This is a genomic window from Pontibacter burrus (genome assembly GCF_010686685.1).
Classification (GTDB): Bacteria; Bacteroidota; Bacteroidia; order Cytophagales; family Hymenobacteraceae; genus Pontibacter; species Pontibacter burrus.
Window position 1 is genome coordinate 25,316 of the sequence record NZ_JAAGWD010000006.1, and the last position, 23,208, is coordinate 48,523.

Annotated in this window: 23 protein-coding genes; 11 read left to right on the forward strand and 12 right to left on the reverse strand. The window is 46.2% G+C overall.

All coding sequences use genetic code 11. The features are described from left to right. Nucleotides 1–89: 89 nt before the first annotated feature. The gene (locus GXP69_RS13610) at nucleotides 90–1,253 is read right to left on the reverse strand and encodes an amidohydrolase (protein ID WP_163915638.1); all 1,164 of its coding nucleotides are present in this window, start codon (nucleotides 1,251–1,253) and stop codon (nucleotides 90–92) included. A 661-nt stretch (nucleotides 1,254–1,914) separates the two neighbouring features. Between GXP69_RS13610 and GXP69_RS13615 the strand changes: the two genes are divergently transcribed. Further along, nucleotides 1,915–2,724 carry a metallophosphoesterase gene (locus tag GXP69_RS13615; protein ID WP_163915639.1) on the forward strand — a complete coding sequence of 270 codons (810 nt, stop codon included), beginning with the start codon at nucleotides 1,915–1,917 and terminating at the stop codon, nucleotides 2,722–2,724. Here the strand turns inward: GXP69_RS13615 and mnhG are convergent, their stop codons facing one another. Genes mnhG through mbhE form a run of 7 tightly spaced genes read right to left on the reverse strand, consistent with a single transcriptional unit; the run spans nucleotide 2,725 to nucleotide 8,625 of the window. Continuing rightward, the gene (gene mnhG, locus GXP69_RS13620; protein WP_163915640.1) at nucleotides 2,725–3,132 is read right to left on the reverse strand and encodes a monovalent cation/H(+) antiporter subunit G; all 408 of its coding nucleotides are present in this window, start codon (nucleotides 3,130–3,132) and stop codon (nucleotides 2,725–2,727) included. A 4-nt stretch (nucleotides 3,133–3,136) separates the two neighbouring features. Then, the gene (locus GXP69_RS13625; RefSeq protein WP_163915641.1) at nucleotides 3,137–3,406 is read right to left on the reverse strand and encodes a monovalent cation/H+ antiporter complex subunit F; all 270 of its coding nucleotides are present in this window, start codon (nucleotides 3,404–3,406) and stop codon (nucleotides 3,137–3,139) included. Then, a complete protein-coding gene (locus GXP69_RS13630) occupies nucleotides 3,403–3,894 on the reverse strand; it encodes a Na+/H+ antiporter subunit E (RefSeq protein WP_163915642.1) in 492 nt (163 codons plus the stop codon). The genes GXP69_RS13625 and GXP69_RS13630 overlap by 4 nt, the downstream gene beginning before the upstream one ends. 1 nt (nucleotide 3,895) lies before the next feature. Beyond that, nucleotides 3,896–5,404, reverse strand: coding sequence for a proton-conducting transporter transmembrane domain-containing protein (locus GXP69_RS13635; RefSeq protein ID WP_163915643.1), 1,509 nt, complete (start codon nucleotides 5,402–5,404; stop codon nucleotides 3,896–3,898). 3 nt (nucleotides 5,405–5,407) lie between these two features. Next, a complete protein-coding gene (locus tag GXP69_RS13640) occupies nucleotides 5,408–5,776 on the reverse strand; it encodes a Na+/H+ antiporter subunit C (protein ID WP_163915644.1) in 369 nt (122 codons plus the stop codon). Nucleotides 5,777–5,779: 3 nt separating this feature from the next. Continuing rightward, nucleotides 5,780–6,322 carry an MnhB domain-containing protein gene (locus GXP69_RS13645; RefSeq protein WP_163915645.1) on the reverse strand — a complete coding sequence of 181 codons (543 nt, stop codon included), beginning with the start codon at nucleotides 6,320–6,322 and terminating at the stop codon, nucleotides 5,780–5,782. Beyond that, nucleotides 6,319–8,625, reverse strand: a complete 2,307-nt coding sequence (mbhE, locus tag GXP69_RS13650; RefSeq protein ID WP_163915646.1) for a hydrogen gas-evolving membrane-bound hydrogenase subunit E — start codon at nucleotides 8,623–8,625, stop codon at nucleotides 6,319–6,321. The genes GXP69_RS13645 and mbhE overlap by 4 nt, the downstream gene beginning before the upstream one ends. 164 nt (nucleotides 8,626–8,789) lie before the next feature. On the opposite strand from mbhE, the gene GXP69_RS13655 reads away from it, so the two are divergent. After that, complete coding sequence (locus tag GXP69_RS13655) at nucleotides 8,790–9,710, forward strand: universal stress protein (protein ID WP_163915647.1); 921 nt, start codon at nucleotides 8,790–8,792, stop codon at nucleotides 9,708–9,710. Here GXP69_RS13655 and GXP69_RS13660 read toward each other — a convergent pair. The 3 genes from GXP69_RS13660 to GXP69_RS13670 form a co-directional block, all read right to left on the reverse strand. Then, on the reverse strand, nucleotides 9,707–10,333 hold the full coding sequence (locus tag GXP69_RS13660) for a carbonic anhydrase (protein ID WP_163915648.1): 627 nt from the start codon (nucleotides 10,331–10,333) through the stop codon (nucleotides 9,707–9,709). The genes GXP69_RS13655 and GXP69_RS13660 overlap by 4 nt on opposite strands. 79 nt (nucleotides 10,334–10,412) lie before the next feature. Continuing rightward, nucleotides 10,413–11,480 (reverse strand): alanine racemase, encoded by a 1,068-nt coding sequence (locus GXP69_RS13665; protein ID WP_163915649.1) that lies wholly within the window; start codon nucleotides 11,478–11,480, stop codon nucleotides 10,413–10,415. A gap of 2 nt (nucleotides 11,481–11,482) precedes the next feature. Beyond that, nucleotides 11,483–11,935, reverse strand: coding sequence for a GNAT family N-acetyltransferase (locus GXP69_RS13670; protein WP_163915650.1), 453 nt, complete (start codon nucleotides 11,933–11,935; stop codon nucleotides 11,483–11,485). Nucleotides 11,936–12,444: 509 nt separating this feature from the next. Between GXP69_RS13670 and GXP69_RS13675 the strand changes: the two genes are divergently transcribed. After that, a complete protein-coding gene (locus GXP69_RS13675; protein ID WP_163915651.1) occupies nucleotides 12,445–13,695 on the forward strand; it encodes an aspartyl protease family protein in 1,251 nt (416 codons plus the stop codon). 16 nt (nucleotides 13,696–13,711) lie between these two features. Here the strand turns inward: GXP69_RS13675 and GXP69_RS13680 are convergent, their stop codons facing one another. After that, the gene (locus GXP69_RS13680; RefSeq protein ID WP_163915652.1) at nucleotides 13,712–13,987 is read right to left on the reverse strand and encodes a hypothetical protein; all 276 of its coding nucleotides are present in this window, start codon (nucleotides 13,985–13,987) and stop codon (nucleotides 13,712–13,714) included. A 517-nt stretch (nucleotides 13,988–14,504) separates the two neighbouring features. Here GXP69_RS13680 and GXP69_RS13685 point away from each other — a divergent pair. The 8 genes from GXP69_RS13685 (at nucleotide 14,505) to argH (ending at nucleotide 23,157) form a co-directional block, all read left to right on the forward strand. Then, on the forward strand, nucleotides 14,505–15,203 hold the full coding sequence (locus GXP69_RS13685; RefSeq protein WP_163915653.1) for a GNAT family N-acetyltransferase: 699 nt from the start codon (nucleotides 14,505–14,507) through the stop codon (nucleotides 15,201–15,203). Between the two features lie 25 nt (nucleotides 15,204–15,228). Continuing rightward, nucleotides 15,229–16,440 (forward strand): argininosuccinate synthase, encoded by a 1,212-nt coding sequence (argG, locus tag GXP69_RS13690; protein ID WP_204282037.1) that lies wholly within the window; start codon nucleotides 15,229–15,231, stop codon nucleotides 16,438–16,440. Continuing rightward, nucleotides 16,422–17,432 (forward strand): N-acetyl-gamma-glutamyl-phosphate reductase, encoded by a 1,011-nt coding sequence (gene argC / locus GXP69_RS13695; protein ID WP_163915654.1) that lies wholly within the window; start codon nucleotides 16,422–16,424, stop codon nucleotides 17,430–17,432. Before argG ends, argC begins: the two co-directional genes overlap by 19 nt. A gap of 219 nt (nucleotides 17,433–17,651) precedes the next feature. Then, nucleotides 17,652–18,800 (forward strand): aspartate aminotransferase family protein, encoded by a 1,149-nt coding sequence (locus GXP69_RS13700; protein ID WP_163915655.1) that lies wholly within the window; start codon nucleotides 17,652–17,654, stop codon nucleotides 18,798–18,800. 2 nt (nucleotides 18,801–18,802) lie between these two features. Beyond that, nucleotides 18,803–19,753, forward strand: coding sequence for a Rossmann-fold NAD(P)-binding domain-containing protein (locus GXP69_RS13705; RefSeq protein ID WP_163915656.1), 951 nt, complete (start codon nucleotides 18,803–18,805; stop codon nucleotides 19,751–19,753). Between the two features lie 99 nt (nucleotides 19,754–19,852). After that, complete coding sequence (gene argB, locus GXP69_RS13710) at nucleotides 19,853–20,647, forward strand: acetylglutamate kinase (RefSeq protein WP_163915657.1); 795 nt, start codon at nucleotides 19,853–19,855, stop codon at nucleotides 20,645–20,647. Nucleotide 20,648: 1 nt separating this feature from the next. Beyond that, nucleotides 20,649–21,713: a M20 family metallo-hydrolase gene (locus GXP69_RS13715; RefSeq protein ID WP_163915658.1), complete on the forward strand. Its 1,065-nt coding sequence runs from the start codon at nucleotides 20,649–20,651 to the stop codon at nucleotides 21,711–21,713. A 112-nt stretch (nucleotides 21,714–21,825) separates the two neighbouring features. Continuing rightward, on the forward strand, nucleotides 21,826–23,157 hold the full coding sequence (gene argH / locus GXP69_RS13720) for an argininosuccinate lyase (protein ID WP_163915659.1): 1,332 nt from the start codon (nucleotides 21,826–21,828) through the stop codon (nucleotides 23,155–23,157). Nucleotides 23,158–23,208: the final 51 nt, after the last annotated feature.

Below are 23,208 nucleotides of genomic sequence, written 5' to 3' on the forward strand. Positions count from 1 at the left end.
AAGTAGGTCTGGTCTATAGTTTATGCTTTCGGATATAGAGATAACAGCGGTGTTGCAGAATCCCTAATCAGGAGTTTGATGCTTAGCGTTTACTGGCCCAGGATTTCCTGAATTATGCCATAGAACAAAGCGGCTCCTGTAGGGATCAGGTCATCAGGAAAATCATAATCGGTATGGTGGAGTTGTGCATGCCCGGAGCCGGCGCCGAGGCCAAAGAAGGCACCTTTGTAGCGAGCAGTAAAGTGGCCGAAATCCTCTGACCACCTGAAGGGTTGTAAAGCTTCCTGTTGCTCTAGATCCAACCTGGAAGCTACTTTTCGTATTGTTTCTACTTCGGCTTTTGAGTTTATAGTTGCCGTAAATTCTTCTGTAAACCGAATGGTAAAAGCCAGGCTATAGTTTGCGGAAACCTGCTCCACGCATTGTTGCGTCAGTGCTTTTAATTTCTGCATGTCCTCAGGCATGTAGGCTCTAAGTGTAGCCATTATAGTTGCAAAGCCTGGGTTGGTCCCAAAAGCAACTTCACCTAAACGTGCATGAATAACGGTAATCAGCGCAAAACTGCTGAATTGTTCTTTCTCTTCTGCAATGCGGTTAAAACCAAGCAGAATTTCCGCCATGGCTTGCCCTGGATTTAGGCCATTCTCCGGCTCCGCCGCATGCGACGATTTTCCTTGCAGCTCGATTATCATCCCGGTGGATGCAGCAGCAAACACCTCTTCGCGGACTACAACCTGGTGCAAAGTATAACCCGGCAGGTTATGCAAACCAAAAACATAATCCGGCTTTATTTCTTCAGTAAATCGCTTATCATTTAGCACAGCCATTGCACCGGCTCCAGTTTCTTCGGCAGGTTGGTAAAGTAATACAATTTTGCCGCGCACAGGCTTTTGCTGGTGCACTATACTTCCGAGTGCAGTAAGGATGGCCATGTGTCCGTCGTGCCCGCATTTGTGTCCTTTGCCTTCGTAAACCGATCTATAAGGGAGGTCCTGATTTGCTTCTGCAATCGGCAATGCATCCAGCTCGGCCCGGAAAACTATAGTTGGCCCATCTGGCGAGATGCCATTAAAAACAGCGGCCACACCCGTTTCTCCCAGATTGGTATAAATCTTATCAGGATTATACCGCTGCAGAAAAGAAACGACCCGCTCGGCAGTCTCATTTTCGGAGCCTGAAAGTTCGGGGTGTTGATGTAGCGTGTGGCGTAATGTAACCAAATCGGTCAGGTCAGTGAGTGCGGGTAGAGGCATATACTTTGTATAGTTTACAACACAGTGCGGAATATACGAATTTACTAATACAACAGATACTTTAGTTACAGTCCACAAAGTCCACGAACAGGCGGGCGCATCCTGCCCCTCGGAACTACCACCACAGAAAAGCCAAGCAATTATAGTCTCTCAAATCAACTATAAATTAGCTATCGAAGGATATCAGTCTTTGGGTTGAGCGCCTTGTAGATTTCTGGTGGCGTAGCCATTGCGACGTAGGAGCAAAAGAAATGTACACCGCGCGATGCCCAAAGACGGGGCCCCGCGGCCGTGAGCGCACCAAAGCTGGATTGAAACTTTAGGCTGGTAAAGCTCCCAGGATAAGAGGAAACTTTAGAACGAACTGCTTGTTTCAAGGTGCAACTATAGTTACCTATAAAACGATAGTCTGAGATAGATTTCTCGCTTTGCTCGAAATGACAGGAGTTGAAACTATAGGACATATAAGATGTCTCGACTACGCTCGACATGACAAAGAAATAACTTTAGTTTGCGATAGATTTTTCACGATGTTTGAAATGACAATTAGTAACTATAGTTCTCCCGACTTATAAAAAAATGTACAATTTATGTGCTATAGCACCAACCTCGTACACGTATTTTCAGTTATAGTGTAGTCTGAACCCGAAACGATCATTATATGGCGCAGATAAAAGAATTAAGCGGATATCTGGTTAAAGCTGACGAGCGCGGGCCTTTTGATATTATCGGCGATGTGCATGGTTGCTTTGATGAACTGATAGAGCTGTTACAGAAATTGGGTTATACTATAGAGCATAATAATAGAAACGGCGACTATACCATAGCACACCCTGAGCAGCATAAACTGGTTTTTGTAGGAGATCTAGTAGACCGCGGGCCGAAATCGCATGAGGTGCTGAGACTTGTGATGAGCATCCTGGAATCAGGCATGGGTTATTGTGTAAGCGGTAACCACGACGACAAACTATATCGCAAACTGATAGGACGCAACGTGCAGGTGCGGCATGGGCTGGAACATACCATGGAGCAACTTGGCCAATGCAGCCCAACCTTTGTTGACAAGGTGCGTGATTTTCTGGCAAAGCTGCCTCACCACATTCTGCTCGATGAAGGCCGATTGGTAGTAGCACATGCTGGCCTGGCCGAACACCTGCATGGCCGCCACAACCGTACGGTGCGTGACCTCTGCCTGTACGGACCTACTAACGGCGAAACAGACCATCTGGGATTGCCCGTCCGCCTGGACTGGGCCGCAAACTATACAGGTCATGCAATTGTTGTTTACGGACATACGCCGGTGTACGAACCTGCCTGGCGCAACAACACCATCAACATCGATACAGGTTGTGTTTTTGGCGGAAAGCTCACAGCACTTACTTACCCCGATCATATCCTGACTTCGGTACCGGCTCATCAAACTTATGCCTCGCCAACCAGGCCGTTTATGGAACACAAGGCCAGCGCCTGATCAGTCTTTCTTAAATTCGTCGGGCTTATCTTTGGGTTCAAAAGCGTTTTCGCGTTTAAGGTAATCCTCAAATTCTTTTATGTTGGTGCGGCTCCAGAAAGGTACGCGTAGTTTTACAGCTGTGCGCGAAATTACATGGGCAGCAACCGGCGATGTAAGAAAAGTAAAGAATAGAATAAGCAAGATCTTAATTGAAACATCTATGTTATTAAAGTAAACACTCAGCCCAATCAGGATAAGGCCCAGGCCCATTGTTGAACCTTTGGTAACAGCAGACATGCGGGTATAAAAATCGGGGAAGCGGAGCAGGCCAATGGAGGAAAGCAGCAGAAAAACCACACCCAACAGGATGAGTAGCGAACTGATCAGTTCATGCGATTTATTTATATTCAATATCAGTGGCTCCATAGTTTCAGCGGTTAGTTTTTAACAGGTAATACGCAAACGAGATAGAACCCAGAAATCCGAAGATTGAAAGAATAATGGCAACATCTATAAAGTCCTTGTTGCCGGTGATTTCTGCATACACTGCAATTATACTGATGATATTAGCCACCATCACATCAAAAGAAGTTATACGATCGGGCAGGGAGGGGCCTATAAAAAAACGGATAGAAGCCAGGCACAGCGAGAAGGCTAGTGCAGCAATAGCGATATGTAATGTTATAGTAAACAAGCTCATGCCAGTAGTTGTTTTATGCGTTGTTCATATTCGCTCTTGATTTCCTGTTTAAAAGCCTCTATGCCTTCATCCGGAATGTACAAGGCGTGCATGTACAGCACCCTGCGGTCTGGGCTGAGATCTATACTTAGCGTGCCTGGTGTAAGCGAGATCATGGTCGAGAGCATCGTGATTTCAAGATCAGAGCGTATATCCAGCGGCAGTGCGACCAGGGTGGGCTTCATATTATACCCTGGCGAAAGAATATCAATTGCAACGCGTAGGTTTGCTACTATAAAATCTTTGAGAAAGTACAGGAGCAGCGAGAACCCTTTGGGCAGTTTGCGGAAATACCAGCGCTGGTAAAAGTAACTTACCAACCAAAGCAGCATAAGGAACAGCCCAAATACGATAGTACCATATACCGTAGTAGCTGGCACAGATGTATTGCTGAAAAACAGGTAGCTACCTAAAAAGGAAAGGACGATATGGATTACGAACGTTTTCATATTACCTGTTTAGTACGGCGTTTATGTAAAGATCGGTGTTCAGCACCTGCTCGGCCGCACGGTATGCAAGCCCTATCGCTGCTTCGGCATTTAAGCCAATGTATAAAATACAAAGTGCCAGGAAAATGATCGGGGCGTACAGTAGCGCTTTAGTCAATCTATCTGCATCAGGTTCAGTCTCGTCTGTTTCGGGCTGCTTCTTCCAGAAAACCTCGTTCCAGATCTTGGTCATTGAGAATAAGGTAATGATGCTCACGCAAAGCGAGACTCCAACTATAGTATACTGCTCTGCCTCAAGGCCGGCTTTTACCAGTATGAATTTCGGCCAGAAACCTGAAAGTGGTGGTAGGCCGGCCAGTGCAAGCGCCGATATCAGAAACAGCAGTGCAAGAAATGGCCGCTGCAAGTACTGGCTACCCAGTTTTTTCAGATCGAAACTGCCTTTTAAACGCCCCACCACACCGCTAACCAGAAACAGGTTGGTTTTTACAAATACGTTGTGAACAATAAATAAAATGGTGCCCGCAATTGAGAGTGTCGTAAAAATGGCCAGCCCCATTAGCATATAGCCGATCTGGCTCACGATGTGGAAGGACAGGATCTTACGGAAGTCGTAATGAGCAGCAGCGCCCAGCACCCCGATTACCATGGTAAAGCCTGCTGTGATTGTAAAAAATGCCAGGATCAATTCCTGCTCTACAACAAAAATGAGCGTAAACAGGCGTATCATCGCATAAATACCCACTTTGGTTAGCAGGCCGCCTATAAAAGAGGAAATGGCGATTGGGGGCGTATGGTAAGATGCAGGTAGCCAGAAAAACAGCGGGAACAGTGCCGCTTTTATTCCCAGCGAAACTATAAAGAATGTGCTCGCCATCAGGAAAAGGCTTTTGTTAATGGAGGGCATTCTGACCAGCATAGCAAGTTCGGCCATGTTAAGACTTCCGGTAATACCGTATACCACACCTATACCTGTAAGCAGTAAACCTGATGCCAGGATATTTATCGTTACGTACTTAATCGCGCCCTCTAATTGTGGCTTGGTACCACCCAGTGTAATCATTACAAAACAGCAGATCAGCAGTACCTCAAACCATACAAACAAATTAAACAGATCGCCGGTGAGGCACACGCCGGCTACTCCCATCTGCAGCATAAGTATCAGTGGGTAATAGCCGTAGTCCTGACGTGGCAAATCGAGCCCCCGTAATGAAAACAGTACAACAGCTGCACCGGTAATACTTGCTGTTACTACCATTAACGCACTGAACAGGTCTGCTACCAGCGTAATACCAAAGGGGGCTGGCCAATTGCCCAGTTGCGTTACAAGTATGCCTTCATGGTTTACGGCGTATAGTAACGCGCCTGAAGCCACTACCATAGCCAGTTGGATGACACAGGCTATAGCCATCTGCAGGTTTACCCTGTTCCAGGAGAACAAACAGAAAATGGCCCCATACAGGGGCAGCAGCAACGGCAGTAAAAGCAGCAGGTGGTGCAGTTGCAGCATATACTATTCTTTCGGGGGAATAATGGTTTTATCAGTATTGTTAAGGTCGTCGAGGTTGTTGGTGCCGAATGCCTGGTACACGCGCTTTACAAGCACTATAGCAAAAGCCTGAATCCCGAACCCGATCACGATGGCAGTTAACAGCAACGCCTGTGGTACTGGATCGGCATAAGGTTCGATTGCAACCTCGCTACCTTGTGGTATGATAGGCGAACCGCCACGCGTAAGTCTGCCTATCGTGAAAATAAAAAGGTTTGTTGCCAGGCCAAACAGGATAATGCCCAGGATCAGTTTAAAGAAGTGCCTGTGCAGGATCAGGTATAGACCGGTTGCAAACAATAAGCCCGTAATAAAAGGCAATACTATATCCATAGATTATTCTTCTGCCATTACAAAAGTTATTTTAAGCACTATGCCAAACACAAGCAGGTAAACACCTGCGTCAAAAAGGAGCGTTGTGCCGGGTTTGCCAACTATAGGTATTTCCAGCCCTGTCCAGATGGCCGTCATATAGGGGTTTCCGGAAAATAAACCGATCAGGCCGCTCGTCGCTGCCAGAAATAAGCCCGTTGCTATTATGTATACAGGCCTTATGCGCATAATCCGATGTTCCCATTTCCATTCATCTTCTACTCGCTGGCGATACCTTGAGTTTACACGGGCAATATGGAAACGGTGACGCGCCCTGCTGTGCAGGTCAGCTACCTTGTCATTTTTAAGGTGCACCCTGAAATAGTTTTTCAGGGTATGCTTGGTACCATAGGTCATTACGTAAAAAATAAACCCAATAGAACCGATGAGGCCACCAATAAAACCGCCACCGGGATGGTTATGCCCTCTGAATAGAATGTAAACAGAGAAAATCTGAAATACGGGGATCAGCAGCCTGATTGCTGTGGCTAATATGATCGTTCTCATGCTTTTTCTTCTTTGTCCATTCGTAGTCTTAGTAACGCAAAAATTCCGATAGCTGCCACCGCCAGTACGGTCATTTCACCAAGGGTATCAAAAGCCCTGAAGTCTATCAGAATCACGTTTACGATATTTTTGCCTTTACCAAGGAGGTAGGCATTCTGGCCGTAGTATTCTTTCAGGTTAGATATGAGCGGAAACTGCTTGACCAGCAACAACACGTAGGTCATGGTAGCGCCAAACAATACGGAGATTACGACAAATTTTATGCGACGGTGTGCGTGTGTCAGGTATTGGAAGCGAGGCAGTTTATGCAGCACCAGCACAAAAATAACGACAGTAAGAGTTTCTATCAGAAGCTGTGTTGCGGCAATATCGGGCGCTCCAAACAGGTAATATAGCAGCGATGCTGTGTATCCGATAATGCTCAGCGTGGCAATAGCCGTTAACCTTGATGTTGTTTTAAGCAGCATATAGATGGCTGGTAAAACAAGGAGTATTAAAAGCCACTCATGAAACAGCACATCCTGCAGCAGGTTGATTTTCTGCTGAAGCTGCAATGTCGGGCTGTTGTACCAGATCGTGTAAAGGAGCAGGGCAACCTGTGTAAGAATGATAGAGGCGATATACAAACGCAGATACCCGTTCTGTATGGTAGCGGTTAGGTGCAGTGCCCCGCGTTGCAAACCATTCAGCAATACAAAATATAGTTTGTTCGGGCCATTTGCGTATAGTTTCTGAAGTATAGCAATCGGCTCTCTTTTCTTTTGTAAGACGCTGTACAGGAAAATACCGGCAAGTATGGTTAGCACACTTAGCCATAGTACAGGTGTAAAGCCGTGCCACAGACTTAACTCAAAATCTATAGTTTCGCCTAGTGTGGCGGATGCTGCCTGGCCGAGAATTGGTGCTACAAAATGGCCCGGCATAAGTCCGAAAACCAACGCACAGATACCTAATATAAGCGGCGGATAGGCCATAGTAACCTGCCCCTGATGCTTTAGTTTGGTTGGTTCAGACCGGTTGTGCCAGAATATACGGTAACCCATAATTGTGGCAACGGCTACATAAGCCACACTTACCATAAAAGACAGGGCCAGAATTATATAAGATGATGCTGCTTTTGCCTCGTACAAAAGTTCTTTGGCAATAAACCCGATAAAAGGTAGTACCCCAGCCATAGATAAGGCAGCCAGCATGGCAGCAATACCGGTAAATCGCATCTGTTTATGTAGCCCGTTGAGGAGTGGATATTCGCGGGTGCCAGCAGCGTGATCGATATTACCTGCTACCATAAACAACCCTCCTTTATAGAGTGCGTGCGCCAGCAGAAAGACTACCATCGACTGTATAGCTGCATCAGTGCCTAGCCCGATAAGCGAAACCAGCAGGCCAAGCGCGCTGACGGTAGTATAAGCAAGTATTGCCTTCAGGTCTGAATTCTGCAGTGCAAGAAAAGCACCCAATAAAGCGGTAGTTGTGCCTATCACCAGCAAAGTAAAGTGCCATACATCGGGTCCGCTTAATGCAGGTGATAACCTTGCCAGTAAATATATGCCAGCTTTTACCATTGTAGCTGAGTGCAGGTACGCACTAACAGGTGTTGGCGCAGCCATGGCATTAGGCAGCCAGAAATGAAATGGGAACTGAGCAGATTTTGTAAAAGCACCAAGCAGAATTAAGATCAGCATGGGCAAGTACAGGCTACTGTGTGTAATCAGATCGTTTCGGGTAAGCAGTTCCGGTATCGTATAACTATCGCCGGCAATCCCCAGCAGAACAAAGCCAGCCATTAAGGCCATACCACCAAGACCTGTTACCAGCAACGCTTGTAAAGCCGACTGCCGTGCTGTCTCTTTCTCGTGCGTATGGCCAATCAGCAGGTATGAGGTGATACTTGTAAGCTCCCAGCAGATAAAAACCGTAACCAGGTTACCAGCTGTTACCAACCCGAGCATAGCCACCATAAACAGCGTAAGGTACATATAAAGCCTGCCCAGTCCGGCGTCATCTTTTAAGTATTGGCTGGCATAATACATAACCAGCGTACCGAACCCGGAAATCAGCAGTGTAAACAGCAGCGCCAGGCCATCGAGGTAAAAGTAGAGCTGCACACCTAAGCTTGGCACCCAGTTGTAAATTTCAGTGTACACTTCGCCTTTTTGCACATCCGGCAGAAACGTGGCAAAATACACGAACAGCACTAAAGGAACACCTGCCTGCACCGCAATGCCATATTTACCCGCCGCACGATGCACAAAAGGCGCTATGAAAGCATAAATTAAGCTCGCCAGTATAAAATAGAGCATGTCGTCAGGAAAATTGTAAATTTTTAGTTGCTAACTGCGTAGGGTACATACAGGTAATACATCATAGCGATTTTTAGGTTACAGTCTGCTATAGTACTTATTTGCCTGAAGGCCCATTGTGGCCTTATCAACTTAGGTTATAACCCTTAAGCACAGACGACAACATGGATACCCTTAATCACATCATTGTGGGGCTCGACTTATCAGAAATGGATGAGACGCTTATCAGTTATACAGCCTTATTATGCGCTAAGCCAGGCATAGAGCGTGTAGTTTTTCTGCATGTAAGAAAAGACTCAGATGTGCCCGATGAAGTATTTGAAAGCTTTGGCGGCCGTGGCTCTTCAGAAGATGAAACCATACACCAGCACCTCAGCATGCAGGTGTTGCAGCATTTTGCGCAGTTGCCTCATGTGCAAACCGAAGTTGTTATTATGGAAGGCTCTCCGCTGAAGGAACTGCTACACCTTGCCAAGCAGCACCAGGCAGATCTGTTTATAGTTGGCCGTAAACTGCGGATAAGTGGCAGTGGTATTTTGCCACGAAAGCTGCTTCGGAATGGCAGGTTGAGTGTTTTGTTTGTGCCTGAAACCGGTGAGCCGAAACTAGAACATCTTGTAGTGGGCATCGATTACTCCGATTATTCGATGCTGGCACTGGACCAGGTCTTACACACAGCTCTGAACCGGCCGGGGCTTAGAATTACATGCCTGCATGTGTACGATGTGCCAACCGGCTATATTACGCTGGGCATAAAGTATGAAGACTTTGAAACACGCATGCGTCGTTTTGCAGAAGAGAAATTTGAGCAGGTGTTAACGCGTTTCCCTGAACTACGGGAACGGGCAAGCCTTAAACTAGTAAAACAGGAGCAGGGAGATGATGTAGCTGGTATTGTACTATTGGAAGCCAAACGGGCCCGCGCCGACATGCTCGTGATAGGAGCGAAAGGTAAATCGGCGGCGGCCTTGTTTGTGCTGGGGAGCATTACCGAAAAGATACTGAATAAAGATAATGATATCCCCCTGATGGTATTTAAAAAGAAAAATGAAGAGATCGGTTTTCTGGATGCACTGATTAGCTAAGGCATAATACCTATAGTTTGCCAATCTGCAACAGGTAACTCCAGTTCTTTTACCAATCCCTGTCCTATATCTAATACCCAGCCATGCACGGTTGGGAATTTTACTGTTTTATAGGCCCTGTGCATTACCGATGTAGAGCAGATGTTTTTTACCTGCGCAATCACATTCAGCTCTGCCAGTTTATTCAGGCGTTCCTGGTCGTTTGGCAGGGCATCAATTTCCTGACGGTTTTGGATGTAAATATCACGGATAGGGCTTATCCAGTTCTCAACTACTCCACTTGCTGTGCCTCTGTAGGCAGCTTCTACGCCACCGCAGCAATAGTGGCCGCAAACTATAATATGCTGCACATCCAGCGCTTCTACGGCATATTCCAGCACTGCTAGCAGGTTCATATCTGTTAGCGAAACCTGGTTGGCTACATTACGGTGTATAAACAGTTCGCCTGGTTCGGTTTGGGTAAAACTCGAGATAGGCATTCTGCTGTCGGAGCAGCCAATGTACAGGAACGGAGGCTTCTGGCCCTGGGCTAGCTGTTTAAAGTACTCCGGTGTTTTAGCAAGCTTCTCGGTTACCCAGTTGCGGTTGTTCTTTATCAGGTCGTTATAAGCGTGGTAATGCATAGTGTGTCCTTAAGTTTACTGCAAGTATAGCAGGGAAGCGGCAATTTTTTTTATAAAAGTAGCTGCTGAACTTAAAAAATTATTCTACTTCTTTACTTATGTATTTGGAATTCAGGATACTGAGCGCGCCCATGTAGCGTAAACTAAACTGCAGCGTATCGCCTACTTTATAGTTGCCCGCATGTTCGCCAATTTCAACCACAAGCATATCAGAGCTGGCGCCAACCATTTTAATGTCATCTTTTGGCACCAGGAATTTTGGATTTACATCCAGCAGGCCCACATCCAGTATAGCCCTGTAAGAGGTTTTCCCATACAGACTTTCATCTACCTGAAAGCTCTCGCCGCTTGGGTTTTCAGCCATTACGCCATGGGGTAGCATAGGTTTCTCGGTAAGCTCTATAATCTCGGCAGATAGCTCAAATACGTCATCATGCATGTTTTCAAAAGTTTCGCCGGTAAAAAGGTTGAGGCCAAAGAATAGCGCTTCGCCAATACGGAAGTGATTTATACCTTTCGGGAGTTGGTGTGTGAAAAGCAAAGGTATCGTTACCGATGTACCACCCGAAACCCAGGGTATGGTTTTGTTGAACTTGGCTTCTATAATTTGCTTGTACAGGCTGAGCTGTACCAGTTTATCTTTGGTAGGCATTACTCCGTGCAGGCAATTGAAATTAGCTCCTAATCCGATCACGTTTATGCCCGGTAGCTCAAAAACTTTCGAATAAAAATCAACCAGGTCATCGCCCATTACGCCTTCCCGTAAATCGCCCATCTCGATCATGATGATGATCTTGTGGATTTTGTTCTGGCGTACTGCCTCATCGGAAAGCAACCGGATGATATCCAGTTCTGTCTGGAAGCTAACGTCAGCGTATTGAATGATCTCGGGGATGCTTTTCTTAGGGGCGGGTTTGATGTAAACCGTTTGTACATCAGGTGCCAGTTTTTTTATTGCTTTCAGGTTACTGACCCTGGAGTCGTGTATCTCTTTAACACCCAGAGACAGTACCTCTTTCAGAAACTTTTCATGCCCACACAGCAATTTCGCGACAATGCCCCAGTCGATGCCATGCGTTTTAAAAACCTCGTTCAGGTGATTGTAGTTGTGCTGTAATTTACTGCGGAACAGTTTTAATACGGCCATAGTTAGCGGTGTAGTCTGTATTCTAAGTATTTATTTGTAAAGCCCATTTTCTCGTATAGGTGGCGGGCCGGGTTATGTGGCTCAACGTGCAGGGCAATGCTACCAGATACGGTTTCAGTAGCAAGTTGTACAAGCTTTTTGCCAACTCCTTTGCCGCGCTGGCTGCCATGAACCGCTACATAAACCAGAATATTCTCTGGGATATACCCGCTCATACCAGTATTATTCAGGATCAGGGCGCCTACCACTTCGTTGTTTTCCCGTGCTTCCAAAACTGCGCCGCCCTTGCCTTCAGCGCTTGATAGAGCATAGTCCATACACTTCGCTATATCTTCTCGCTTGTCACCAAATTCATCCAGGTGGTGGTATAGGAAATCTATGATCTTGTCGCGGTTGATGCCTTGCTGGTTTTCCGGTGTGTAAGTATGGTAGCTGACGCTATTTTTTTCTTTCATGTTGCATTTAAGTTTTCTGGATATAAAAAGTAAACGAGTTATACCTGATGCAAGTCGGACTTTCCTGAAAATTCAAGGATTGTCTAATTAAGCCAGAGAATAAAATTAGTCCGGCCGGTTACAGGTACATGAACTATAAATACGTTTAGTTGGCAAAGCTCTATTTATTAATAAAGTATAATTCTATAGTTTACTTCTATGTGTAACTATACCTGAGTATACTGAAAAGAGGCTTTAAATCACAATGAAAATAGGGTTTGCTTATCTATAGTTCGTATGAGGTGATTTAATCGGTTAGGAATAAATACAAATGCTAAGGAGTTCTGGACATGAAAAATGTATGCCGAAAGCAAGGCCAAATTAAAATTTATTAGCTCAATGCTATTAGTCAGACAGAACTAAAGCTCATAGGTTTGTTGACTTAAAGATCTTTTAATGTAATTATTTTTATGAATTTACGTATCTAGGATTAGCTGTGCTCTTTACTAACCTGATTTTACCCTTAACTTATGACAAAAGCATTTCTCCTGTTATTGCTTTGTCTGTTCGGCTGCATAAAAATGTTGCCGGCTCAAGGGAAATCTGTTTCTCCAGACACTGCTTACTTTACCACCAAGGCCAACAAGGTAAAAATACCGTTCAAACTGGTTCACAACCTTATCGTAATACCGGTAAGCATCAATGATTCAAAGCCTCTCAATTTTATTCTCGATTCTGGTGTAAACAGCACACTCATTACGCACCTGGAGTATAGCGATTCACTCAACCTGAACAATTCTTCCAAGATAACAGTGCGTGGCTTAGGGCAGGGTTATGAAATTGAAGCAATTGTCTCAGATAGTAATTATATGCATCTTCCTGGCATTAAAGGGGAGGGCCAGGAAGTGTTTGTTTTGATGGAAGATGTTTTTAACCTCTCTACAAGGATGGGGATGCCGATACATGGCATTATCGGGTACGATATTTTTAAGAACTTTATAGTTAAGATAAACTATAGCGCCAGTATGCTCACACTTTACCGACCTGATACCAGGATAAAGGTGAACAAAAAGAGTGAGCAGTATGAGTTGCAAATAGAAGATTGCAAAGCTTATTTATATGCCAATGTTCGCCAGTATAATGGTGATTCGTTGCAGGTTAAGCTGGTAGTAGATACAGGAGCTAGTCATTCGTTGTCCTTGTATCTGCCAACAAACGAGAAACTGAAGTTGCCACCTAAAGTGATGGAAGCTTACCTGGGCCGGGGCCTGAGTGGCGATGTGCACGGAAAAATAGGGCGCTTAAACAGCATGCAGCTTGGCAAGTACGAGTTTGTAGACCTACCCGCTTCATATCCAGACGAAGAGGCAATAAAGCTTGCGATGAATGTTGCTAACCGAAACGGAAACCTGGGTTCAGATATTCTGAAGCGCTTTACAGTAATTTTTGATTATCCGAACAACAAGTTATACCTGATGCCAAACCGCAGGTATAAAATGCCTTTTACATACAATATTGCCGGGTTTGAGCTAAGCACCCCAATGCCTGGCCTTAATGTGTTTGTTATTGCAAACGTAGCAAAAAACTCCGCAGCCTACGAAGCAGGCATACAGTCAGGTGACCAGTTAGTTTCTATAAACGGCGTAGATTGCCGCGACCTTGAGCTTAAAAAAGTCCTTGACTTATTAGATGGAAGGCCTGGGCAGCAACTACGTTTAATTCTGCGCAGGAACCTGGAAGAACCTTACCGTGTGACACTAACCCTGGCAAACAGAATCTGACTATAGACACAATTATTTATTGCTGAAAGTCCTGGAAAACCTGTAGTAGAAGCAATAACACAGCTAGCACGATCAGGAAAATACCTGTATAAACCCTGATGCGGGGGATAGGCTGCTTTACTATTTCTCCGTGTTCGTTCTGTCGGCTAAACTGCAGGCTGCTCAGGAGTAAGCCATTCCCGAAACTTAGCCAGATTGCCGCTGTCAGGGCTTGCTTCATCAACAACAACGAAACAAGACCGATCGTAGAAAACAGGATACCGATTATAACAGGCAGGTTCAGATTCTTCATGTATGTACTCAGCTAAAGCCGCAAGTTAATGCATAAAGCGCTATATCTATAGAAAAATCCTGAAGCGGGTACTAAAGTATTTCAAAAACGTTAAGGAGTATAACTTTTATCTGAATATTGCAGATGAGCTTGCAAAACACATTTTTAAATGAAAACATTTGCACCGTTTAAGCAGTACTTAATGGCTTAAAGTATTTTACTCTAATACAGAAAATGAAAAAAAAGGTCTTTTTATCTGGCGCAGAGCCAACGATAAAACATGCTGTTCAGCAGCGTGCGACTTTTTCTGCCCGCGTGTGCAGGGTAGTTTTCAGGTGCGTTTTTTCCAGCTTCAGGCTCAGGCCCTAGGCCGACATTCTCTTTGATCGCCTACGTGGGGGTCACTTCCAATCCTAAATACATTTTGTTTTAATGCGTGTAAGCTCAGCTTTTTCGAAAGGCAGCTCAAGGCATTTGTATATTCTAAATTTTGCTGATCAGGCTATCAACTAGCCTTATTGTCTCTTTATATACTTACATGACCAGTTTACCGGAATTTATAGTTGTTGTGGCAAATGAGAGCCACGTGGGTTATGCGCAAACGATCTGCGATGAAATGGAATCCTCGGCCAAGGCGCGCGGTACCGGTATAGCTAAGCGCAAACCCGAATACGTTGCCCTGAAAATGCAGGAAGGGAAAGCCGTGATCGCCTTACATCCGGATGGAAAATGGGCTGGTTTCTGCTACATAGAGACCTGGGGACATGGCAAATACGTGGCAAACTCCGGCCTTATCGTTTCGCCGGAACTACGCAAAAGCGGCCTTGCCCGTCAGATCAAACAGAAGGTGTTTGAACTGTCGCGCACCAAATACCCGGATGCCAAAATCTTTGGTTTGACTACAGCATTGGCTGTTATGAAGATCAACTCTGGCCTTGGCTATAAACCTGTTACTTACTCTGAACTGACCGATGATGAGTCGTTCTGGAAAGGCTGCGAAAGCTGCGTGAACTTCCCGATCCTGACGAGCAAGAACCGCAGCAACTGCCTGTGCACAGCCATGTTATTTGACCCGGCGCAGGAGAAAAATTTTATGCCGTTGCCTATAGTTGAGCAAAAACCAGCTGCAAAGGCAAACAGCCTGCAGGAGCGCTGGGTGCGCTACCGCCAGCGTTTGGCAGTGCAGCCTATTACATTACCTGAACAAGAAAAAGATAAGAACAAAAAAGCCTCCTAAGGCTACCAAAATATAAACTATAGTTATGAAGAAAGTTTTGTTAGCCTTTAGCGGCGGTTTAGATACATCTTATTGCGCTATTTATTTGTCGCAGGAACTGGGCTTGGAAGTATATGCTGCTTTAGTAGATACAGGTGGTTTTTCTGCTGAAGAGATACAGGAGATCGAGCGCCGAGCTTATGCGCTTGGTGTGAAGCAATTCACGCACCTGGATGAGAAAGAAAGCTACTACAAGAGTTGCATCAAGTACATGATCTTCGGAAATGTGCTGAAGAACAACACATACCCGTTATCTGTAAGTGCGGAGCGTGTTACGCAGGCCCTGAGCATTGCCAACTTTGCCAAGAGCATCGGGGCAGATTATGTAGCCCACGGCAGTACCGGCGCCGGAAACGACCAGGTGCGTTTTGATATGGTTTTCCAGGCCATCATTCCGGATGTAGAGATCATCACACCGATCCGTGATATGAAACTGTCGCGCGAAGAGGAGATCGAATACCTGCGCAAGCATGGCGTGGAAATGGACTTTACCAAAGCACAATATTCCATTAATAAAGGTATCTGGGGCACATCGGTTGGCGGTAAGGAAACGCTTACTTCACATTTGCCATTACCGGAATCTGCTTACCCGACGCAGCTGACAAAACAGGAGGTTGAGCGTGTAACTATAGTTTTCAAAAATGGTGAGCCGGTTGGGTTGAACGATGAAGTTTTTGAAAGCCCGGTACAGGTAATTCAGCGCCTGCAGGAAATTGCCGGTCCTTTTGCCATCGGTCGCGACATACACGTGGGCGATACCATTATCGGCATTAAAGGACGCGTAGGTTTTGAAGCTGCGGCCCCGATGGTGATTATCAAAGCGCATCACACACTGGAGAAGCATACGCTAACCAAATGGCAACTATACTGGAAAGACCAACTGGCAACCTGGTATGGTAACTGGCTGCACGAAGGTCAACTGCTGGACCCAACTATGCGCGACATCGAAGCTTTCCTGGAGAGCACACAGCAAACCGTGACAGGTAAAGTGCATGTGCTGCTGGCGCCTTACCGTTTCCAGGTAGAAGGTATTGAGAGCGAGCATGACCTGATGAGCGATAAGTTTGGCAGCTACGGAGAAATGAACCGCGCCTGGACGGCTGATGATGTAAAAGGTTTTACCAAGATCTTCGGGAACCAGACCAAACTATACCACAACGTGAATAACACCACCGAGGCATGGGCAAGCAAAAAGTAAAGGCGGGCATAATTGGCGGGGCTGGCTACACCGGCGGCGAACTGCTTCGTCTGTTGCTGAATCACCCGAATGTAAACCTGGTTTTCACGCACAGCAAAAGTCAGGCAGGAAAACCTGTGCATGCAGCACATGCCGACCTGTTAGGCGAAACGGAACTATTCTTCAGCGATTCTTACGAGCAGGAAGTGGATGTGCTATTCTTATGCGTTGGCCATGGTGAAGCGAAAAAGTTTTTAGCTGACAATACCTTTGCAGAAAGCACTAAGATCATCGACTTAAGCCAGGATTTCCGCTGGAATGGGGAAGCTGGCAAAGCGCAAACTATAGATGCGGCTGGTCGTGCTTTTACTTATGGCTTACCGGAAATGCTTCGCGAAACTATAAAGCAGGCACAGCACATCGCTAACCCAGGTTGCTTCGCTACAGCCATTCAACTGGCCTTGCTACCTTTAGCTGCTAAAGGGTTGATCACAAATGAAGTGCATGTAAGCGGTATTACCGGCAGCACCGGAGCAGGGCAAAGCCTGAGCCCGACATCACACTATAGCTGGCGAAGCGGCAACATCTCAAACTATAAAGTGCTTAACCACCAGCACCTGAACGAGATCCGCCGCACATTGCACGAACTACAGCCTGCCCAAGAGTTACCTGCCATACATTTTGTGCCATATCGCGGACCGTTTACGCGGGGTATACTTTGCACCAGTTACTTGCCTTGCGAATTAACTATAGCCGAAGCGCACGAACTATACAGCAGCTATTACAGTACACATCCATTTGTTTGGATTAGCGAGAGCACACCTGACCTGAAGCAGGTGGTAAATACAAACAAGTGTATTCTATACCTGGAGAAGCAGGGCGAAATGCTCGTGATCACCAGCATGATCGATAACCTGCTGAAAGGCGCATCAGGCCAGGCGGTACAGAACATGAACCTGCTTTTTGGGCTGGAAGAAACGGCCGGATTAAAGCTAAAACCAGCAGGGTTTTAAACTAGAGTTTCAAGAAATGTCATCCCGAACAAAGTGAGAGATTTATCTCAGATTCCTAAATAGATTTCTCCCTAAACTCTAAATGACATTAGTATTGGAAACAACAATTTAACAATACAACCATCAACAATTAAATAACCATCAACAATTAAAGCTATGTACGTTGAGTACTTCCTTTACTGTCTTACTTCCTACATCTACTAATTCAACGAATAAACCATGAATCTCTTCGACGTTTATCCTGTCTTTGATATCAATCCCATACGCGGCCAGGGCTGCTACATCTGGGACGACAAAGGTACACGCTACCTGGACCTTTATGGCGGCCACGCTGTAATATCAATCGGCCATAGCCACCCGCACTATGTAAAGCGTATTGCCCGCCAACTATACGATATCGGTTTTTACTCTAACTCGGTGCAGATGCCGATGCAGGAAGAACTGGCTGCGAAACTCGGAGAGCTTAGCGGATACCCAGACTATAGTTTGTTCCTGTGCAACTCCGGCGCTGAAGCCAACGAGAATGCTATAAAACTGGCTTCCTTTCAAACAGGCCGTAAAAAGATCATCGCGTTTAAAGGCGCTTTCCATGGCCGTACATCTGCTGCCGTAGCTGCTACCGATAATCCATCTATCATTGCACCGGTTAACGAGACAGATAACGTTGTTTTCCTGCCCCTGAACAACCTGGATTCTTTTGCGCAAGCCCTTAACGAATATGGCTCTGAGCTGGCTGCTGTAATTGTAGAAGGCATACAGGGTGTAGGCGGCGTGCACATGCCTGAGCCAACTTTCCTGAAAGCGGTAGAAGCAGGTTGTAAGAAAGCAGGAGCATTATTGATTTTGGATGAAGTTCAGTCTGGTTACGGGCGTTCAGGTAAATTCTTTGCGCACCAGCACACCGATGTAAAACCGGACCTGATAACTGTGGCAAAAGGAATGGGCAACGGTTTCCCGATTGGTGGTGTGCTAATCAGCCCGAACATTGAAGCAAAGCATGGTATGCTGGGAACTACATTTGGTGGAAACTACCTGGCTTGTGCGGCCGGTATTGCGGTGCTGGAAGTGATGGAGCAGGAGCAGTTGCTGGATAATGCCACCCGCATGGGCCAGCGCCTGATGCAGGAATTACAGGCGTTGCCGGGCGTACGCGAAGTGCGTGGTCAGGGCCTGATGATAGGAGTGGAGCTGGAAGAATCTTGCGCACCGGTTCGTAAAGAACTGCTGGAGAAACACCGCATTTTCACCGGTTCGTCATCCGACAAAAACACGCTGCGCTTGTTACCGCCACTAACTATAAGTGCCCGAGAGATAGAAGCTTTTGTGTCGGCATTTGAATCCATTGTTTATACCCTACAGGAAAACTAAGAATGAAAAAATATACTTCTGCGTACGATGTGGCCGATGTGAATGAGCTGGTTAAAGAAGCGCTGCACCTGAAAGAAAATCCATACAACTATAAATCGCTAGGCGAAAATAAAACGCTGGGCCTTGTATTCCTTAACCCGAGCCTGCGCACGCGCCTGAGCACACAGATTGCCGGCAACAACCTGGGCATGAACGTAATGGTGATGAACCTGGACAAGGAAGGCTGGGCACTGGAAACGCAGGATGGCGCCATTATGAACGGCACTACCGTGGAGCACATTAAAGAAGCCGCTGCGGTTATGGGACAGTACTGCGACATCATCGGCATCCGCTCGTTCCCGAAACTGCAGGACCGTGACGAAGACTATAGCGAAGATCTGCTGAATAAGTTTATCAGCTATGCCAAGGTTCCGGTTGTAAGCTTGGAGTCTGCTACACGCCATCCGCTTCAAAGCCTGGCCGACCTGGTAACTATAACCGAGCAAAAACCTGCGGGTAAAAAGCCAAAAGTTGTGCTTACCTGGGCGCCGCACGTTAAGTCTATTCCACAGTGTGTAGCCAACTCGTTTGCCGAATGGATGCAACAGGCTGATGTAGAACTGGTGATAACCAACCCGGAAGGCTACGACCTGGCTGATGAATTCACCAAAGGCGCAACGGTGCTGCACAACCAGGACGAAGCTTTGAAGGATGCGGATTTTGTGTATGTGAAGAACTGGTCGAGCTACGAGCAGTACGGGAAAGTGCTGACAGATGGTGAAGGCTGGATGATGAACAACGAGAAGCTGGCGCTAACCAATAACGCGAAAGTAATGCACTGCCTTCCGGTTCGCCGCAATGTAGAACTGAGCGATGAGATCCTGGATGGACCAAACTCGCTGGTACTGGAGCAGGCCAACAACCGCACTTACGCCGCACAGGCTGTTCTGAAACGCATGCTGGAAGCGCTTTAATTTGACAAAGGATTATTTGACAAAGGACAATAGACTTTTTACAAGAATTAGAGAAGTCCTTTGTCTTTTGTCACACAGTCAAGAAACTCAAAAAAATACATGCTGACTATAGTTAAGATCGGTGGTAATGTGATTGATGATCCCCGGTTACTGCACCGCTTTTTGGTTGATTGGGCTGCAGTAACTGGTCCGAAGTTGTTGGTGCATGGAGGCGGCAAAATTGCGTCGGCCATTGGCCAGCGGCTGGGCATCGAACCTAAAATGGTTGATGGTCGTCGCATTACAGATGCTGAAACGCTTGAAGTAGTAACGATGGTGTACGGTGGCCTGGTGAACAAGAATATTGTCGCGCTACTACAGGCTCTTGGCAACAATGCGATCGGTTTAACGGGTGCGGATGCCAATATCATAAAAGCAGAAAAACGACCTGTTAAAACGATAGACTATGGTTTTGTGGGTGATGTAAAAGGTCCTGAAAGTATAAACGCAAAGGCGCTGGATGCCATCTTGCAGGCTGGTTTCTCTCCGGTTGTAGCACCGCTTACCCACGATTGTAACGGCTCTCTTCTGAACACAAATGCAGATACGGTAGCCTCTGTTTTGGCTGTAGCTATGGCAGAAAAGTATAAGGTGCAATTGCTGTATTGTTTCGAGAAGAAAGGTGTACTTCGAGATGCTGCTGATGAAAACTCTGTAGTTGAGAAGCTCACACCCGAAAGCTATAGTTTGATGAAGGACTCTGGGCAGGTTTACGCAGGGATGTTGCCGAAGCTGGATAATGCTTTTGCTACTCTGCAAAGTGGGGTAAGCATTGTTAAAATTGGTCAGTCGGAAGATGTGCTGGCAATGGCAGAAGGCAAGCCGGCCGGAACAACGATAGCGCTGGAAGCATAACATGACGATGGACCAACTATACACCGAAGCGCTGGAGCTATTGCAGCAACTGATCAGTATCCCATCGTTTAGTCGCGAAGAAGATAAGACAGCTGATGCTATTTATAGTTTCCTGGAACGGCATGGTATAAAAGCGGAGCGACAGGGAAATAACGTCTGGGCATTTAACCAACACTATAATCTGGAGCTGCCAACTATACTGCTGAATTCGCATCACGATACGGTTAAACCAAACGCCGGCTATACCTTGGATCCGTTCACGCCAACTATAAAAGATGGCAAACTATATGGCTTGGGAAGCAACGATGCCGGTGGTTGTTTGGTATCTTTGATCGCTGCGTTTCTGTACTTCTATCCGAAGCAGAACCTTAACTATAACTTCATATTAGCCGCCACCGCTGAAGAAGAAATATCAGGTAGAAACGGACTTGAATTTATACTACCAAAACTAGGTGAAATCGATTTTGCTATAGTTGGCGAGCCTACCCAAATGCACCTGGCCGTAGCTGAAAAAGGGCTGCTGGTGTTAGATTGCGTAGCCCACGGCAAAGCCGGTCACGCCGCCCGCGAAGAAGGTGTAAACGCCATCTACGAAGCGTTGCAGGATATCGAGTGGTTCCGCAACTATAGATTCGAGAAAGTATCTGAAACCCTAGGCCCGATTAAGATGAGTGTAACGGTGGTGCAGGCTGGTTCGCAACATAATGTGGTGCCGGATACCTGCAAGTTTACCGTAGATGTGCGCGTAACCGATGCCTATAGTTTGGAAGAAGTGCTTGCTACGGTGAAGCAACATGTAAAAGCAACTGTTACGCCTCGCTCAGTTCGTCTGCAGCCATCCGGTATTCCCTTAAAGCATCCTATAGTTCAGGCTGGTATACAGCTTGGTCGCAAGACATATGGTTCACCAACCACATCCGACCAGGCATTGCTACGTGTACCATCTGTAAAATTAGGCCCCGGCGATTCCGCCCGCTCACACACCGCCGACGAATACATCGAATTACAGGAACTGGAAGAAGGCATCCAGCTTTACATCAAAATGCTTTCTTCAATTACGAATTAGAAATTAAAAATTAGAAATGGGTGATGTGGGACTTTGCAGTTAGTATGAACATGTAATTGAATTCTATAATACCAGATCAACAATTAACAATCCAACAATCAGCAATTTAAAGATGAAACTCTGGCAGAAAGACATACAGGTACAGGCAGAAATAGAACGTTTTACGGTGGGTAACGACCGCGAAATGGACCTGGAGCTGGCACCGTTTGATATACTTGGCTCTTTGGCGCACACGCGTATGCTAAACCAGGTTGGCCTGCTGGAGCAGGATGAGCTTACTGCCGTTCAGAAGGAGCTTAAGCAACTATACAACGAAGTTGAGCAAGGCAATTTCGAGATTGAAGAAGGCGTGGAAGATGTGCATTCCCAGGTGGAGTTGCTTCTTACCAAGCGCATCGGCGAAGCAGGTAAAAAGATACACAGTGGCCGCTCGCGCAACGACCAGGTGTTGGTTGACTTAAAATTATACATGCGCCATCAACTGCGCCAGGTTGTGGAAGCTACAGATACCTTATTCCATACATTGCAGCAGCTAAGCGAGCAGCATAAAGAGAAATTGTTGCCTGGCTACACGCACCTTCAGGTGGCAATGCCGTCGTCGTTCGGGTTGTGGTTTGGCGCTTATGCCGAAAGTCTGATTGATGACCTTTTGGTTGTGCAATCTGCTTACAGAATTAGTAACAAAAACCCATTGGGCTCCGCAGCTGGGTACGGTTCTTCGTTTCCGTTGAATCGCCAGTTGACTACCGATCTTCTTGGCTTCGAAAGCCTGAACTATAACGTGGTGTATGCGCAAATGGGCCGTGGTAAAACGGAGCGCGTAGTAGCAACGGCAATCGCAACTATAGCTGCAACTATAGGTCGTATGGCGATGGACCTTTGCCTGTATATGAGCCAAAACTTTGCCTTTGTAAGCCTGCCAGATGAACTGACAACAGGCTCCAGCATTATGCCGCACAAAAAGAACCCGGATGTGTTTGAACTGATCCGTGGCAAATGCAATAAACTACAGGGCCTGCCTAACGAAATTGCGCTGCAAACTGCTAATCTCCCATCTGGCTACCATCGTGATATGCAGTTGCTAAAAGAGAGCCTTTTCCCGGCATTTAATACTTTACTCGACTGCCTTCAGATGGCGAACTATATGCTGCCAAAGCTGATCGTAAAAGAAAACATTATGCAGGATGAAAAGTACAAATATGCCTTCAGCGTGGAAGTGGTAAATAACGAAGTACTGCAAGGAGTGCCTTTCAGAGATGCTTACAAGAACATTGGTGCAACTATAGCCGATGGTACTTTCGAAGCACCAACACAAGTGCATCATACCCATGAAGGAAGTATTGGAAACCTGTGTACTGAGCAAATTAATCAGCAGATGCTGCAGGTTTTAAAAGGCTTTGATTTTGAAAAAGTAGATACGGCTATAGAACAGCTGCTGGCTTAAGTTTTATTGATAATTAGACTAAAACTCAGCGCAATACAACTATAAACTGAA